At 68.5% G+C, this 15,524-nt stretch carries 16 protein-coding genes and 1 pseudogene; 5 read left to right on the top strand and 12 right to left on the bottom strand.

Going from position 1 to position 15,524, the window contains the following annotated elements:
• Nucleotides 1-522: 522 nt before the first annotated feature.
• Complete coding sequence (locus ACSYGO_RS45630) at nt 523-945, top strand: hypothetical protein (RefSeq protein WP_426678892.1); 423 nt, start codon at nt 523-525, stop codon at nt 943-945.
• A 199-nt stretch (nt 946-1,144) separates the two neighbouring features.
• Here the strand turns inward: ACSYGO_RS45630 and ACSYGO_RS45625 are convergent, their stop codons facing one another.
• Nucleotides 1,145-1,684 (bottom strand): hypothetical protein, encoded by a 540-nt coding sequence (locus ACSYGO_RS45625; protein WP_460390374.1) that lies wholly within the window; start codon nt 1,682-1,684, stop codon nt 1,145-1,147.
• 1,054 nt (nt 1,685-2,738) lie between these two features.
• Nucleotides 2,739-3,506 (bottom strand): SDR family NAD(P)-dependent oxidoreductase, encoded by a 768-nt coding sequence (locus ACSYGO_RS45620; RefSeq protein WP_460390373.1) that lies wholly within the window; start codon nt 3,504-3,506, stop codon nt 2,739-2,741.
• A gap of 131 nt (nt 3,507-3,637) precedes the next feature.
• On the opposite strand from ACSYGO_RS45620, the gene ACSYGO_RS45615 reads away from it, so the two are divergent.
• Nucleotides 3,638-4,309, top strand: a complete 672-nt coding sequence (locus ACSYGO_RS45615; protein ID WP_460390372.1) for a TetR family transcriptional regulator — start codon at nt 3,638-3,640, stop codon at nt 4,307-4,309.
• A gap of 54 nt (nt 4,310-4,363) precedes the next feature.
• Here ACSYGO_RS45615 and ACSYGO_RS45610 read toward each other — a convergent pair whose 3' ends face one another.
• The 7 genes and pseudogenes from ACSYGO_RS45610 to ACSYGO_RS45580 all read right to left on the bottom strand — a co-directional run bounded on the left by ACSYGO_RS45610 (nt 4,364) and on the right by ACSYGO_RS45580 (nt 10,754).
• A complete protein-coding gene (locus ACSYGO_RS45610) occupies nt 4,364-4,501 on the bottom strand; it encodes a hypothetical protein (RefSeq protein ID WP_460390371.1) in 138 nt (45 codons plus the stop codon).
• 288 nt (nt 4,502-4,789) lie between these two features.
• Complete coding sequence (locus tag ACSYGO_RS45605) at nt 4,790-5,584, bottom strand: IS4 family transposase (protein ID WP_460390370.1); 795 nt, start codon at nt 5,582-5,584, stop codon at nt 4,790-4,792.
• Nucleotides 5,585-5,712: 128 nt separating this feature from the next.
• Nucleotides 5,713-5,889 (bottom strand): annotated as a pseudogene (locus tag ACSYGO_RS45600) (transposase domain-containing protein); the annotation flags it as partial.
• Nucleotides 5,890-6,257: 368 nt separating this feature from the next.
• Entirely contained in the window at nt 6,258-6,659 is a 402-nt protein-coding gene (locus ACSYGO_RS45595) for a tautomerase family protein (protein WP_460390369.1), read from the bottom strand.
• 228 nt (nt 6,660-6,887) lie between these two features.
• Nucleotides 6,888-7,649 (bottom strand): SDR family oxidoreductase, encoded by a 762-nt coding sequence (locus ACSYGO_RS45590; protein ID WP_460390368.1) that lies wholly within the window; start codon nt 7,647-7,649, stop codon nt 6,888-6,890.
• Between the two features lie 52 nt (nt 7,650-7,701).
• Nucleotides 7,702-9,321, bottom strand: coding sequence for a benzoylformate decarboxylase (gene mdlC / locus ACSYGO_RS45585; RefSeq protein WP_460390367.1), 1,620 nt, complete (start codon nt 9,319-9,321; stop codon nt 7,702-7,704).
• A 272-nt stretch (nt 9,322-9,593) separates the two neighbouring features.
• Nucleotides 9,594-10,754, bottom strand: a complete 1,161-nt coding sequence (locus ACSYGO_RS45580) for an alpha-hydroxy-acid oxidizing protein (protein ID WP_426678901.1) — start codon at nt 10,752-10,754, stop codon at nt 9,594-9,596.
• 108 nt (nt 10,755-10,862) lie between these two features.
• Between ACSYGO_RS45580 and ACSYGO_RS45575 the strand changes: the two genes are divergently transcribed.
• Nucleotides 10,863-11,897, top strand: coding sequence for an Lrp/AsnC family transcriptional regulator (locus ACSYGO_RS45575; RefSeq protein ID WP_460390366.1), 1,035 nt, complete (start codon nt 10,863-10,865; stop codon nt 11,895-11,897).
• A gap of 576 nt (nt 11,898-12,473) precedes the next feature.
• On the opposite strand, the gene ACSYGO_RS45570 is transcribed toward ACSYGO_RS45575, so the two are convergent.
• Nucleotides 12,474-12,884: an organic hydroperoxide resistance protein gene (locus ACSYGO_RS45570; protein WP_359504325.1), complete on the bottom strand. Its 411-nt coding sequence runs from the start codon at nt 12,882-12,884 to the stop codon at nt 12,474-12,476.
• A gap of 143 nt (nt 12,885-13,027) precedes the next feature.
• On the opposite strand from ACSYGO_RS45570, the gene ACSYGO_RS45565 reads away from it, so the two are divergent.
• Nucleotides 13,028-13,942, top strand: a complete 915-nt coding sequence (locus ACSYGO_RS45565; RefSeq protein WP_460390365.1) for an AraC family transcriptional regulator — start codon at nt 13,028-13,030, stop codon at nt 13,940-13,942.
• A 110-nt stretch (nt 13,943-14,052) separates the two neighbouring features.
• Here ACSYGO_RS45565 and ACSYGO_RS45560 read toward each other — a convergent pair whose 3' ends face one another.
• Entirely contained in the window at nt 14,053-14,274 is a 222-nt protein-coding gene (locus ACSYGO_RS45560; RefSeq protein WP_460390364.1) for a DUF7489 domain-containing protein, read from the bottom strand.
• Nucleotides 14,275-14,431: 157 nt separating this feature from the next.
• On the opposite strand from ACSYGO_RS45560, the gene ACSYGO_RS45555 reads away from it, so the two are divergent.
• On the top strand, nt 14,432-14,734 hold the full coding sequence (locus ACSYGO_RS45555) for an ATP-binding protein (protein WP_460390440.1): 303 nt from the start codon (nt 14,432-14,434) through the stop codon (nt 14,732-14,734).
• On the opposite strand, the gene ACSYGO_RS45550 is transcribed toward ACSYGO_RS45555, so the two are convergent.
• Entirely contained in the window at nt 14,712-15,512 is an 801-nt protein-coding gene (locus tag ACSYGO_RS45550) for a phosphotransferase (protein WP_460390363.1), read from the bottom strand. The genes ACSYGO_RS45555 and ACSYGO_RS45550 overlap by 23 nt on opposite strands.
• Nucleotides 15,513-15,524 lie beyond the last annotated feature (12 nt).

Genomic DNA, 15,524 nt, shown 5'->3' with positions numbered 1-15,524 from the left:
TAGCGACGGACAAGGGGGGCGTGACCGGCGATGCCGCCACGCAGTCCCGGACCACACCGCCCCGGACGGCCCGCTCCCTGACCGGCGACCGGAACCGGCCAGCAATCCGCCGCCCGGGCCGTTCGCCGCAAGGCTGGCCGCAGGGGCCTCGAGGCCCCCTCAGGCCCGCAGCCCTCCGCAACCGCCCCCTATGACCCCGACCGCCGGCAGGAAGGGGCGGCTGCGGCACTGCAGCGACGGGCGCGCTGCGCCCCTCCTCCACCGCGCTTCACGACCCCGACCGCCGGTGCGGGGCGGCCGGAGCGGACGCGAGCCGACAGCCTTCGCGGATCAGCGGCATCCCCGGGCAGCTTCGTTTCCGTGAGTCGACAGTCACACCCGCTCATTCATTGATGTCTCTCAACGATCTGATAGCGTCAACGCATGACGTTGCTCAGCCGTACCGGCCACGAGCCCCTCAGCCTGACGCGTCGATCGTTCACCGCCCGCGCAACAGAGCGGGCGAAGCAAGGAGACACCACCATGAAGAAGCTGACGACCCGCCTCGCCCTCGCCGCCGCCACCGTCACCATGACCGGCAGCGCCCTCCTCGCCGTCACCGGCACCGCCTCGGCAGCCACCCTGCCCGCGGACCAGCATGGCGCTCACCACACCGCCGTCGTCAGCGTGGCCCAGCACAGCAGCCTCTCCCGGATCAGCCAGGGATGGTCTCTCTCGGACGGACAGCGCCAGTGGCACGGCGAGCGGGACGCCTCGGGCTACACCTACTGGCGTACCGACGACCACGGCCCCCAGCTCCGCTACGACGGCCACCGCGTCTACCACCGCCACCACGGACAGTGGGTCGCCGTCGCCCAGGCCGACGAACGCGCCTACGCCTTCGACCGCTGGCACTTCGACCAGCTCTGGACCCTCTACGTCCTCGAAGACCCCTACGGCATCTGAGCCGGCTCGCTCCGCAGCGCACCCGAACAGACAAACCGAATCAGACAAACCGGTCAGAGAACATGATGAAGCAGTCGATCCGCACCCGCAGAGCCCTCCGCCGCCTCCGTCCGGTGACGGACTCCGGCCCCGGCCGCCACCGATGAGGGCCGTAGCACAGTGAACCGCACGCACGCCGCGCAGCGAACGACTAAGTTCGTCATACCTGGTGGCCACGGCCCCGTAGCGCCTGAGGATCTGTCAGGTCGCCAGTTAGATTGCCACCCCACATCACTCGGCGCCGTCCTACCAGTCGGTCAGGTCCACGAGGAGATCGCAGTGCGGGTCGTCCGGGGCTGGCCGATGGTACTGCTCCTCTCTCACGCGAGTGGGCAATGAGGCGATCAGAGCGGTGGGGCGTCTCGGCCAGACGGATGTCTACGCCGATGACGCCGGGGCGGTCGGGGCGCTGCACGTACAGGCGCAGCAGGCCCTCGCCGTGCATCAGAAAGCCGATCAAGAAGGGGTTCTCCTCGTCGCCGGGGTCGTACAGCGCGCGCAGGACGGTGAGCGCCCGGCCGTGTTCGGGCTCCGGCGCCGGGCTGATCTCTTCGGGGCGGAGGCGAACGAGCGTCATCCCCATGACCTCGTCGACATCGCTGCTGCTGTAGATCTGAGGACCAGTCAGGACGGTGCGGAGCAGGCCGGGGATGCAGTATGGGGCCACCGCGTCGTGGGGAATCTCGTACAGGAAGTCCATAGCGTGCTCGTCGCCCCCGGCGCGGACGGCGATCCGTACGACGCCAGGGGCCGGCAGGACACCGCGCAGACGGCAGTACTCGGCAACCGGTGCGTTCAGGTAGTACAGCGCAGACGGGTGACATCCGCCTGCTGCTCACGGTCTTCTGGATCAGTCACAGATGCATCCATGCGGGGCACTTGCTGTTCCGTTGGTTGTAGCAGAAGGCGTTGAGGACGCCGACCTTCCATCGCTCGCCGGCACCGTAGATCCTGTCCTTGGCGTTGCGGATGTCCTGGACGACGACGGTGAACTTGACCTGCCGCGGCCTGGGGACGCCCGTCTCGAATGCGACGCCGTCGCACTCCAGGCGCCCGTGGTGGTCGTCACGGTCGACGTTGCCGTGAACGGCTGCGGCAAGGGTAGAGCACGGCCCTCCGAGGCGGGACCGGCAGAGGCCGGCGGTAGTCCATTGACAAGATCGTCTGTCAGCGGGCGGCTTCCTGGCTCGTCAGCACCAGCAGTTTCCGCATCGGTCGCCCACTTTGGATTCGTGCGGACCTTGCCGAGGACGCGCCAGTTCCTCAGATGGGCGAAGCCGTGCTCGACCGGGGACCGACCGCGGCGAGTGCCTTGTGGTGCACTGCGGACACGGACTTGCTCATACGCCGCCGTGCGACCTCAGGTTCGGCAAGGCCCTGCGCATGGGCCATCGTGTACTGGTAGGCGTCGGCGCCGATCCGATCAGGAGCCGCAACGGAGTGTCCTCTCGGTCGGCGAGCTGCTGCCTGTGGGAGACCTTGGCCGGGTCGGAGGGCTCCGTGCCGGACGCGTTCCAGCGCATGGCGACGAAGCCGTCGCCGACCCGCTTCGAGCGGGAACAGGCGGGCCGGGCAGACCGCCGAACCGGGCCGGACGACCCCGCCGTTGCGACAGCCGATCGAGCTGGTGCCCGTGACCGAGGGGCTGTTGGTGCGGGTTCGCTGGTCGGGCCCGTCGCGGTGGGTGTCCACGACGGGCCTTGTCTTGTAACGCGGTTGGAGTGGTCGGCATGCGGGTGGCGCATGCGTGGGGGCTACTTCGCCTGGAAGCCACCGTCGATGTTGAGGACCGTGCCGGCGACGAAGGAGGACTCGTCGGACAGGAGCCAGTGGATGCCCGCGGCGATCTCCTGGGGCAGGCCCATGCGGCCGATCGGATGCATCGCGGTGATGGTGTCCTCGTCGTACTGACCGAGCGAGATGGCGTTAGCGATTATGTCGGTCTTGATCGCGCCGGGGGCGACCGCGTTCACGCGAACGCCCTGCGAGGAGTACTCCAGGCCCGCGGTCTTGGTCAGGCCGACGACCGCGTGCTTGGTGGCCGCGTACGGGCCGCTCCACGGGATGCCGTTGAGGCCGGCGATGGAAGCCAGGTTGACGATGGTGCCCCCATGGCCGTCGGCGAGCATCTCCTGGATCTCGCGCTGCAGGCACAGGAACAGGCCCATCACGTTCGTGGACAGCATCTGCTGGAACTTCACCGGGTCGGCGTCGGCGATCGCGGCGGTCTCGTGGGCCAGACCGGCGTTGTTGACCGCGTGGTCCAGGCGGCCGTAGTCGGCCAGGACCGAGTCGAACAGGGCCCTGATGCTCTCGGGCGAATCCATGTCCGCCACCACGAACGAGGCACTGCCGCCGTCCTTGGTCAGCTCCTCGACCGCCCGCGCACCCACGTCCGCACGCCGCCCGCTCAGGACGACATGCACGCCGTCCGCGACCAGCAGCCGCGCGGTCTCCTTACCGATACCCGTCGCACCGCCGGTGATGACTGCAACCTTCTTGTCACTCTTGTTGCTGCTCATGATGTGGATCTCCTCTAGGAATCGCTTACGCGTCCCGCCTCGGCCCCTTAACGGACCGACGGTCTCTTGAGAGAAAACGTAAGAGACCGTCGGTCTGATGTCAACAGACCGCCGGTCTGTAGAATGGGGTCATGACAACCTTTCAACGTGCTCGCAGCGATGAGCAGCGGGAGATCCGCCGCCAGGCGATCCTGGACACCACGGCCGCGATGCTCGACGAGATGCCGGTCGCCGAGGTCAGCCTCAACGAGCTGAGCCGACGCGTCGGCCTGGCCAAATCCAACGTGCTGCGCTACTTCGAATCGCGCGAGGCCATCCTGCTGGAGCTGCTGGACAGCGCGTGGAAACAGTGGACGGCCGAACTGCCCGACCGGCTCGCCGCCGGAATCGACCCCGACCACCCGGTGGGCCGGCGTGGCGACGCATTCGCGGCCGTGTTCACCCACTCCCTTGCCCAGCACCGGGTGCTGTGCGACCTGCTCAGCGCGCAGGCCGGTGTCCTGGAGCACAACGTGTCCGCGGAGGTCGCCGCCCGGTACAAGAAAGCGGCCATCGGCAATGTCGTCGCGCTGGCCGATCTGGCGCGCCAGTACCTGCCCGAACTGGGCGACGGGGCGGAACAGCTCAGCGCGCAGGTCTACATGGCGGCCGGCGCCGTCTGGACCCACGCCCGGCCCTCCCCCGGCATGCTCGCCGCCTACGACACGGACCCGTCCCTGGCCGCGCTACGCATGGACTTCACCTCCTCCCTGCAGGAGATGGTGGCGACCCTCATCGCCGGCACCCTCGCCCGTACGGCATAGGCGCCGGGAACCTCGGCCAGATCCGAGGCGGCAGTCCACCGACAAGAACATCGGTCAGCGGGCGACTTCCTCATCTGTCAGCACCAACAGAGCCCACACCAGCACGGTCACCCACCACAGACCCGCACGGACCTTGCCCAGGACCCTCCAGTTCTCCAGGCGGGCGAAGCCGTGCTCGACCGGGGCACACACTGCAGCCAACACCTTGCCGGACAGTTCCTGGCTGCAGGTCAGAGACCCGTTGCGGGCGGCCTAGGCGCAATGCCGTTGCTTTAGGGGCTTGTGGGTTGGGGTCTTGTGATGAGGACGGCTTGCGGGCCGGTGCGGGTCGGCTGGGGCCAGTCACGGTCTTCAGTTCGCTTGAGGTGGTAGTTGGACATCTTGCGTTTCACGACGCGGGCCTGGCTGCGGAGTCGTCTGACGGGCAGGAGCCGTTCCAGCAGGTCTCGCTCGAGCATCACCAGGACTCTGACCAGGAGCTCAGGGGGAAAAGCTGCCCGGCGTGACGGTCACACTGCGCCGGGCAGAGCGCAAGGTTTCAGTGAAGGAGATCCGGTCGGGGTCCAGGCCGCGAGTGGCTGCCGTTCTCAGCATGAGTTCGCGCAGAGCATGGTGGACCAGAAGATGCGCCCAGATCTGCTGCCGGATGCCCTCGGGTGTTTTGCTGCTGAGTACGACGCGTGCGCCTCGCTGATGGGTCTTGATCTCGGCGAAGACGGACTCGATCTCCCAGCGCTCGCGGTAGAGCGCCGCCAGTTGCCGGGCCGGATACCGTCGAGCGTCCAGCAGGGTGGTGACCAGGCGGTAGCCGTCAGATGCAGCCTCACCGACCCGGTCCTTGAGCTGGTAGGCCAGGACACGGACCACGACCGGCTCATTGCGGGCAGGACCGCTGCTCGCCCTCATCTGGGAGATCCATGACCCGTCACGGAACTGCTTGATCACCGGCAGAACGCGGTTGGCCGGCACCCGCCACAGCAGATCCGCACCGCTGGCGGTGAAGGCCTGCCACAGCGGGACTCCGAGGAACTCGCGGTCGGCCAGGACGAGATGGCCCGGGCCGGCCGAACGCGGCAGGCGGCCCACAAGTGTGACTTCGCCGGTGCGGCAGCCGGCCAGTTCCGCATCCAGCACCGCATGGCTGCCCACCTCCACCAAAGCGGCCATCCGCACCTGAGGAAACGCGCTCCTGCCCGACCCGCGGCCGCTGCCCGGACGCCCGAAGGCGGCCTCGTTGGCTTCCGTGTCCGCGACGTCCCAGCAGGTCCAGTCCACCGCCAGCAGCCGCAGCCCCGCCAGAACGCCCCGGGCGTCGCCTCGGTGGCCATCGGCTTGGCCGTCGTGGCGAACAGCACCCGCAAGGGCTCGGAGCCCAGCCGCTGCCGGGCCCGGAACAGCGAAGACTTCGCCGGCACGTGCCAGTCGCCCAGCAGCCCCTGGCCTCGCAGACCCTCCACCAGGTGACGCATCACTTCCAGACACGGAGCCGGAGAGAACAGCGCCAGCCCCAGCACGAAGTACACCACCAGCCGGGCGGGAAGCAGCCGTTTGCGCTGTTCAGCACACCCGCAAGCGGCCACCACCCGATCCACCAACCCTGGTGGATACACCCAGGTCAACAAGCCCAGACCCGATAAGTCAGACACACTCGCAGCCACCCGAACCACCCCCGGGACCCACCGCCAAGCAGACTACGCCCACGGCAAACGCAACGGCATTGCGCCTAGACCGCACCGGCGGTGTGTGACCATGTCCGGCGAGAACGTCATCAACAACCTTGGCCTTTCCAACTACCCAAGCGCGCTGCCGCCCTCTCCTCGGTCCGGCATAGGCCTGGCAAGGACGGCGGCCCGCAGGTCGGCAACTGCTGCCCCTTCGAGAGTGAGTCGCTGTCCGGCGGACTGGTGGATGGCCTCAGATATGGACAAGCACAAGACGCACACGCTTTTCAGCTCCCGGTCCGGCGCAACCACTCCTCTTCCTCACCTGGTTCGGGCAGCACGCGCCCACCCTCCACAGCGGACCGGGCAGGGCCGTCCTGCAGCACCACCATGGTCTGGCTCGCGTCCACGCCGGAGATCCGGGCGATCGCTGAGGACAGCTCCAAGGCCAGTCGCGTCGCTTCCTTCTGCGGATGGCCTCGCCGCACCCATCCAGTGAGGATCAGCGGCGTCGCCGGCTGCCCTCCCGCGAAGACACTGTCCGTCGGCAGCTCGGAGAAGACCACGTTGACGTAGGCCGGTGGCACGTGGTTGATGTCCACGTGAATCCGCGTGATCTCGGCTGCCAGCTGGGCCTTCACCTCACTGGTCAATGAACCCTGGGCCGCGGTACAGGTATAGACGGGCATGATGACTCCTCAACTGGGTGGGTGTCGCGGCTGACAGACGTCCGGGCCCTGAGCAAATAGTGATCGTTGACGTACCCCGCAGAAGATCCGTTTCGATCGGGTCAGCGCGCAAATTGTCGATCGTGCCCGGATCGGAAGGAACTCCTGGGATCTGCAACGCTGCGGAATGTGGCTCCAGACGCCCCTCGGTGTTCACACCGACGGTCGGAGAGTTCGCCGTGGCTTCCGTCAAAAACCTCTGCGTACGCCGCCGTCGATCGACAGCATCACCCCCGTGAGGTACGACGCGGCCGGCGACAGCAGGAAGGCGGCGCTGCGGCCGAACTCGTCCGGGGTTCCGTAACGGCGCAGGGGAACCCCGGCCGTGGCGCGCTCGCGGGCGGCGTCGGCGTCACCGTGCCGCGCGTCGAGTTCGCGTACCCGGTCGGTTTCGATGTGGGCGGGCACGAGGCCGACGACACGGATGCCTCTGGGGCCCAGCTCGTTCGCGAGGTTCTTTGCGTACCCGGCCAGGCCCGGCCGCAGGGCGTTGGAGATGGCGAGGCCAGGGATCGGCTCGTACACGGAGCTGGAGAGGACGAAGCCGATGACGCCTCCCTCACCCAGCTCCGCCGCGACGGCGCGGGACAGTCGCACCGCGCCGAGGAAGACCGACTCGAAGGCGGTGCGCCACTGGTCGTCGTCGATGGTGTCCGAGGTGCCTGCCGGGGGTCCGCCGACGCTGATGAGAACTCCGTCGAGCCGCTTGAAGGCATCGTGTGCCGCGGCGATCAGCCGATCCGGGGTGTCGGTGTCGGCGTTGTCGGCGACGACGCCGACTGCCTGCCCCGGGCCGCCGAGCTCCGCCTGTGCGGTGGCGACCGACTTCTCGTCGCGGCCGCTGACGACCACTCGCGCGCCGTCCGCCACCAGTTCGCGCGCGGCGGCCATGCCCAGCCCGCGGGTGCCGCCGGTGACTATGTAGACCCGGTCCTTCAGTCCGAAGTCCATGGTTGTTGTCCTCTCTCCGCTGTTCCTTCTTCGACCGTGCGATCCGCGCGGCCTACAACATCGCCTTCTGGGGCCGTGTGGCGACGACGATGACGGTGGTGGTGTCGGCGGTCAGGGCCGACTTGAACTCCCGCTCCAGGTCTTCGGTGGTCTCCACGTCGACCGCGCGGCATCCGAAGCCGCGGGCGACGGAGGCGATGTCGAGTCCGGGCAGCTCGAGCCCCGGCACGCCTGGGGTCTCCTCCAGCACGGCGAACGACTTGAGGATGGAGTACTCCTGGTTGCGCATGACGACGTACACGATCGGGAGGTCGTGCTGGGCTGCTGTGTAGATGGCCTGCACGGAGTACTGGAAGGAGCCGTCGCCGATCAGGCCGATCACTGGCCGTTCGACGCCCCTGTCCCGGTCGCCGAGGGCGACGCCCACGGCGGCAGGGGTGCCCCAGCCGATGCCTCCGCTGGCCGTGGCGAAGAACGATCCGCTGCGAGTGGTGGGGAGCCACTCGATCTGCTGCGCCATCGTGGAGGTCGACTCGTTGACGATGACCGCGTCGGACGGCCGGACCCGGCTCAGGGCGGCGTACACCTCTGGCGGGGTGAGCGGGGTGTTCGGCGCCTGCGGCAGCTCACGCGGGCGCGGCATCGGTTCCGGAGCCGTGCGCGCCGACCCCTCTGTGACCATGTCCAGGAGCAGCTCGATCGCTGTCGCGGGGTCGCCCAGGAGACTGTCACCCACGCGTGCCGCCGCGGCGACCGCCGGGTTGCCTGTGATCTGGAGGAGTTCGGTGCCGACGGGGAGGTAGTCGCCGGGCACGTAGGGGTAGTAGCGGAACACCTCGGCGCCGATCACGAGCACCAGGTCGTGTCCGGCCAGACGGTCGCTGATGGTCTTGACCGACATGCCGAGCGGGCCGACGAAGAGGGGGTGGTCCTCGGGGAAGGAGGCGCGGTCCAGAAGCGGAGCGCCGTAGACGGCCGCTTGTAGCTTCTCCGCCAGGGCCACGGCGGCGCTCCAGCCGCCGGCGCGGTCCACCTCCGGCCCGAAGACCAGCGCCGGACGACGGCTGGCCGAGATACGGTCGGCGAACGTGCGCAGTCGCGTGGTGTCGGGGGCGACGCGGTCGCTGACCGTCCGCACCTGGGTGAAGCCGGACAGGGGCCGCTTCCAATCGTCCATGGGAATCGACAGGTAGACAGGTCCTGTCGGCGGCTGCAGCGCCTCCGCATAGGCCCGCATGAAAGCTTCCGGGACGTCTTCGGCGCGGGCCGGCTCGTACGACCACTTCACCCACGGCTTCGGCAGTGTCGTGGCCTCCCGGTTGCCGAGGTACGGGTCGCCGATCACCAGTTCCCGGTGCTGCTGGCCTGAGGTGATGATCAGGGGTGTGTTGCCGTGGTAGGCGGCCACCAAGTTGCCCACCGCGTTGCCCATCCCGGCCGAGGAATGCAGGTTGACCAGTGCGGGCCGACCGGTCACCTGGGCGAAGGTGTCGGCCATCGCGATGACGGACGCTTCCTGCAGCGCCAGGACGTAGGTGAAGTCCTCGGGGAATTCCTGGAGGAAGGGCTGCTCGGTGGAGCCGGGATTGCCGAAGACTGTGGTCATCTGCAGGGTCCGCAGCAGGTCGTAGGTCACGCTGCGGACGGTGGACTGCTCAGTCATGGTTGCCATCGACTTTCTTGCTGGGGCTGGGCTTCCGGTTCAACGGGTCTGCCGGAGGGGTGCGCGCTTCTCCGTGAAGGGTCGAGTGCCGTCTTCGGTGTCGTGGGGATGCGGTGCGCCAGTCCGATCCTGCTGGACGAATAGGCACGTGTCGTGACATTTGGTCCGTTCGGTGATGCGCCTATCCGAGGGCTGGCCCGGTTGCCGAGGCGGGTGGACCATGGCCGGGTCATTCCGTGAGCGAGGACCGCCGCTGCGTCCCCCCGGCTGGACGGCGGCTGTCAGGTGAGACGGCGGAGGGCGTCCGGGGTGAGGTCGGCGAGGGTTGGGTAGCCGTCGACGGCCATGATCAGGTCTGCTTCGGCGAGCAGGGACCGCAGGACGTGTACGACCCCGGCCTCGCCACCGTAGGCGAGTCCGTAGGCGTAGGGGCGGCCGACGCCGACGGCGGTGGCGCCCAGGGCCATGGCCTTGATGATGTCGGCTCCCGTGCGGACACCGGAGTCGAACAGGACGGGCGTACCGTCGGCGGCCTGGACCACGCCGGGCAGGGCATCGAGCGCAGGGAGGCCGCCGTTGGCCTGGCGGCCGCCGTGGTTGGAGCAGTAGATGCCGTCCACGCCGCCGTCCTTGGCACGGCGGACGTCGTCGGGGTGGCAGATTCCCTTCAGGATCAGCGGCAGGTCGGTGATCGAGCGCAGCCAGGACAGGTCGTCCCAGGTCAGCGGGTTGCCGAAGATCCGCGCCCACTCGGCGACCGCAGCCGCCGGGTCGTCCTCCGGGCTGCGGGCGAGACGGGCCCGGAAGACGGGATCGCTGGTGTAGTTGGTCAGGCAGTGCCCGCGCAGCTGGGGGAAGTTGCTGACGGCGAGGTCGCGGGGGCGCCATCCGGTGATCCAGGTGTCCAGGGTGACCACGATGCCCCTGAACCCGGCCTTCTCGGCACGGTGGACCAGACTCTCTGCCAGCTCGCGGTCGGTGGGCGTGTAGAGCTGGAAGAAGCCCGGAGTGTCGCCGAACTCGGCGGCGACCTGCTCCAGCGGATCGACGGTCAGGGTGGAGGCGACCATCGGCACGCCGGTGAGGGCGGCGGCTCGGGCGGTGGCGAGATCGCCGTGGCCGTCCTGGGCGCACAGCCCGATCACGCCGACCGGGGACATGAACAGCGGCGAGGGCAGACGCATCCCGAACAGGTTGATGGACAGATCCCGGCTCGTGGCCCCCACCATCATCCGCGGGACGAGGCCCCAACGTTCGAACGCGCTGACATTGGCCCGCTGGGTGCGCTCGTCACCGGCTCCGGCCATGACGTAGGAGCGCACCGAGGCAGGCATCGCGGCCTGAGCCAGCGGTTCCAGCTCGTCGTAGGTCATCGGGAAGCGCGGCACCACCCCGCGCAACCCGTCCATGTAGATCTCGTCCTGATAATCGCCGTACGCCATGGTCCGGCCCTCCTTCACGCTCGCCAGGTGCGGGCCCTTGAAGTCCACAATGGGAGAGTGACGCGTGAAAGCCGCCAAACGCAGGAATCTGCCTGGCAGGGCAGGAGCATGCAGGATGATGCACCCGCGCTGCTGACCGAGGACGACCTGGCGCTGATCAATGCCCTGCAGTTGCAGCCGCGGGCCTCATGGACCGAACTCGGGCGCGCCCTGGAGGTCGACCCGGTTACCGCGTCCCGCCGCTTCGGCCGCCTGTCCGAGCAGGGCGCCGCCTGGGTGGGCTTCTCGCCCGGGCCACGCTTGTTCGAGCAGATCTGCGTTGCCTTCGTCGTGATCGACTGCGCTCCGGGAGCCACCGCCGAGGTCGCCCAGGCGCTGAGCGCCCACCCCCACATGCTCACGATCGAGCGTGCAGCCGCCGGTCACGACATCCTCGCCATCGTCGCCACCCGTGACCTGCCGGCCCTGTCCCGCTACACCCTGGACCTGCTCCCGCGCCTTCCCGGCATCACCGCTGTGGAGGCGCGGATCGTCACCCACATGTTCACCGAGGGAGGCCGGTGGCGTATCGCCGCCCTGGCCCCCGGCCAGCGGGCTCAGCTGACCGGCCCACCCGCGGCCCAGCCCCCTGCCGCCCCCGGCGAGATCACCCCCTTCGACCGGGCCCTCATCACCCGGCTCGCCCTCGACGGCCGCGCTCCTTACCAGAGCCTGGCAAGTGACCTCGGTGTCAGCCTCAACACCGCCAAACGCCGCACCGAACACCTCACTCGACGCGGCCTGCTGCGGTTCCGCTGCGATTTCGCCCGCCCGCTCGGCGGCTGGCCCGTCTCGGTCACCCTCTGGGCCAAGGTCCCACCCGCCGACCTCCCCGAGATCGGCCACGCCCTCATCCGCCTGCCCGAGACCCGCAACTGCGCCGCCGTCAGCGGCCCCCACAACCTCATCCTCCAGGCCAGCCTGCACTCCGTGAGCGACGTACTGCGCCTGGAAACCCAGCTGGCCTCCGCTCACCCGAGCCTCGACATCGTCGACCGCGTCATCACCCTGCGCCAGGACAAGCTGCTCGGACGCCTCCTGGACCCCCACGGCCGCTCCGTCGGCATCCTCGCGCCCGACCTCTGGGCGGAGCCGGAGATGTGACACACACGGTGCCCAAGGAGGCACAGCAGCACGGCGGACGAAGCAGGAAGGCGCGTGCCGTCGCGTCTTCGGCGGCCGGGAGATCGACAACGTGTGTATCGGGTCCATGTGCGGCATTGCGCCAGACTTCGGGAAGGCTTCCGGTGGTCCAGCGTCTTCACCCCACCGAGTCACTCGACGGCCGCACCTGGAGCACGGCGAAGTACGCGGTCATCGTGCCCTTGCTGCCGTGGCGCCAGGTGCCCTTCGCGGTAGGGGGCGGGCTCGGCAAGCACGAGAAGCTGAGCGACCAGCGCCGGGCAGAACTGAATGAGCTCGGCATGCGCTGGTATGCCTGTAGGGGGCCGGCGGGGATCGCTGCGCGGTGTTCTCCGTCCAACGCCCTGGAGGTGTCGGCGTACAGGCAAACGTGCACAGTCAGGTACGCCCGAGCGTGTACAGGGGTCTCGGTGCGAAATGAGCTGGTCTCAAAACCGACAGGCGTTGCCCCGTGCCGTGGGGCAACCGGGTAGGACAACGCCACCTGGATCGCGGACTCTTGCGGTTGCGGTCCAGGTGGCGTTCAGCGGGCGGCGGTTACTCGGCGAGCAGCTCGACCGGGATGTTGCCGCGCGTGGCGTTGGAGTACGGGCAAACCTGGTGGGTGGCCTCGATGAGCTCGCGACCGACCTCCCGGGGCAGGCTGTCAGGTAGCTTCGTACGCAGGCTGACTTCGAGCTGGAAGCCGCCCTGCCCGTTGGGGACGAGGCCGATCTCGGCGGTGACGGACATGCCCGAGACGTCGATCTTCTTCTTCTGCGCCACCAACTGCATGGAGGTGGCGAAGCATGCCGCATAGCCCGCCGCGAAGAGCTGCTCGGGGTTGGTGCCGTCGCCGGTGCCGCCCAACTCCTTCTGGAGGGCCAGCTCGACGTCCAACTTGCCGTCCGAACTGAAGGCGCGGCCGTCGCGGCCGGTCGCGGTCGCGGCGGCGGTGTACAGGCTCATGTCCTGCCCTTCTGGTAGACCGATCGGTCAATCTGTTTGGCGCACTCAGCGTATGGAGGTCAGGAGTCGCTCCCCCATGGCTCACCGTCTCCGTTTCATGTCCGATCGTCTTGTGTGCAGCGGCCTCGCGATACGATCTGGCGATGGACGTGCTCAGCGATGCGATCGGCGTCATGCGTACAGGGCGCCCGCATTCCACTGAAATCCGCAAGCACGCTCCGTGGGGAGTGCGGGCCGAGCCGTTCTCCGGGGCCGGCTTTCATGTGGTGCTGGAAGGGACATGCTGGCTGATCCCGCCCGTGGGCGCCGCGATCGCCCTGGGCGTGGGCGATGTGGTGTGCCTTCCGCACGGCTGCGGGCACGCGCTGGCCGACAGCCCGTCCACGCCCCTGACGGGCGCGCCCTCGGCCTCCCTGCGGGAGTTGGCGCCGAGCACCGACGCCGGCGAGGGAGCCACGACGGTCCTGCTGTGCGGCGCATACACGCTCGACCAGACCCGGCCACATCCCCTGTTCGAGGAACTGCCCGAGGTCATCCACCTTCCGGCACGTCTCGGCCACCGCACGCCGCTGCGTGCTGCCGTCAACCTGCTCGGCGACGAGATCGCCAACCGCGGCCACGGAAGCGAAGCGGTCGTGTCGGCCTTGCTGGACATCATGCTGCTGTACATCCTGCGGGCCTGGCTCGACGAGCAGACCGACGACGGCCCGGCCACCGGATGGGCCGCAACGCTGCGCGATCCGGCGATCACCGCAGCGCTGCGCCATATCCACCAGGAACCCGCCGGGCAGTGGACGGTCGAAGCGCTGGGCGCGAAAGCCGGACTGTCGCGCGCGGCCTTCTCCCGCCGGTTCACCTCGCTGGTCGGCACACCGCCCCTGGGCTATCTGACCTGGTGGCGGATGACCCTGGCGGCGCGACTGCTGCGCGACAGCGACAAGCCGGTACAGACCATCGCGCAGCGCACGGGATACGCCTCCGAATTCGCCTTCGCCAAAGCGTTCAAACGAGAGTACGGCTTGGCCCCCGGTCGGTACCGCCAGCAGTCACGGAGGTAGTCCGGTCAACACCTCGCCACGACGACGGCCTCCTGCTGGACGCCATCCTGAGAGCTGTGCCCGTGTCCCCGTACACCCTTGTGCACGTTGACCTTTACGCCGATAGAGGGTTACGCCTTGACTGGGCCGCTACCCGGCTCTTTTACGATGCGATCGCCGACCACGATCGACTTCCACAGCCCACGGTCGACGCGCACCTTCATGGACTGGCCGTCCGCACACCTCACCTTGACGAAGTGGTACATGTTCGCGCCGTCGAGCATGCCCCGCGACTTGTCCTCAACAATGCCTTCCCAGGCATCGTCTGGCCCTGGTTTGCGAGATGTGAACATGCCGCAAGCCTACGGACGTCGACCGGCCTGGTGCAGTGTCACGAGGCACACGTACTGCAGTACAGGTGTCACACAAGAAGCACGACAAATGTCCTGAGCAGCGCAACGACGGGCCGCACGGTGAACGCGCCGCAGGCGGCACGCAGGCCGGCACCGCATCGGATATGGCGACCTGGACAAGAAGGGGGCCAAACCGCTGTTCCAGATCGTCACCGAACGGGAGGAACGCAAGGCGACGGCGGTCGCTGTGAACTCCCCGTTCAACGAGTGGGACTCGATCTTCAAGGAGCCGCGGCCCCGCGCGGCCATCGCCGACCGGATCACCTTCCGTTGCACGCTGATCCAGACCGGCACCGGCTCCTGCCGGTTCCAGACCACCCAGGACGAACGCGGCACCAAAAGCACCCCAAGAGCTTGTCCTCGAACATCCGGTCCGGTCAGTGCAGCAGGGCAGCCGTGAACGTCTTGCGGTGGTCCACCAGCCAGGCCTGCATACGGTCCCAGCGGTCCCATCCACCACGCTCGGCCAGCGCCTGGAGATAGACGGGGTCGCCGTCGGCCACGCGGTGGGTGACGAAGGCCCGGCAGACCTCCGTGGCCTGCTCGATGACGCCGGGCAACTCGACGCGGTCCCCCGCCGAGAGGCCATAGCTGTCGGCAAGGATCCGCAGCCGTGCGGCCGCATCCAGCCCCGAAGGGTAGAAGGCAGCCGCGGATCCGGGATCGAGCATGGGCACCCAATAACGGGCCGTCATTGCGATGTCCCACAGGGGGCGGCCCGGAGCCGCCAGATCGAAATCGATCAGGGCAGCGGCACGGCCGTCGCGGAAGACGACGTTGTCCGGGCACACGTCGTTGTGACACAGCATCACTCCCCCCTCCGGATCCGCCAGGTCTCGGGGCCACTCGGCATCGGTGTCGACCGCGACAGCCGTGCCGCTCTCGTGCAGACGTCGCAGCAGGCTCCCCACCGATTCGAGGGCAGTCTTCGTCATCGCCCAGTCCGGAAACGGCGGCAGAGCCACATCTCCGGGAATGAAGGTCAGCTGCTCACGGCCATCCGCGGTAAGACCGACAGGGACCGGCGCCGCGTCGAAGCCGTGCTCCTTCAGCGCGAGGAGATAGGCATGCAGGGCGCGTGCGTTGCGCGGCGCCGGACGCTCAACCAACGCACCCCGGCGGAAGACCGCCCCCGCGTTCATCATCCCGCCGACCAGCGCCTCGTCGTCAGCCGTCATGAGCATCACGCT

Source organism: Streptomyces krungchingensis (assembly GCF_054729265.1).
Note: the sequence above shows the minus strand (reverse complement) of the source record. Positions and strands in the feature narration are given on the sequence as shown.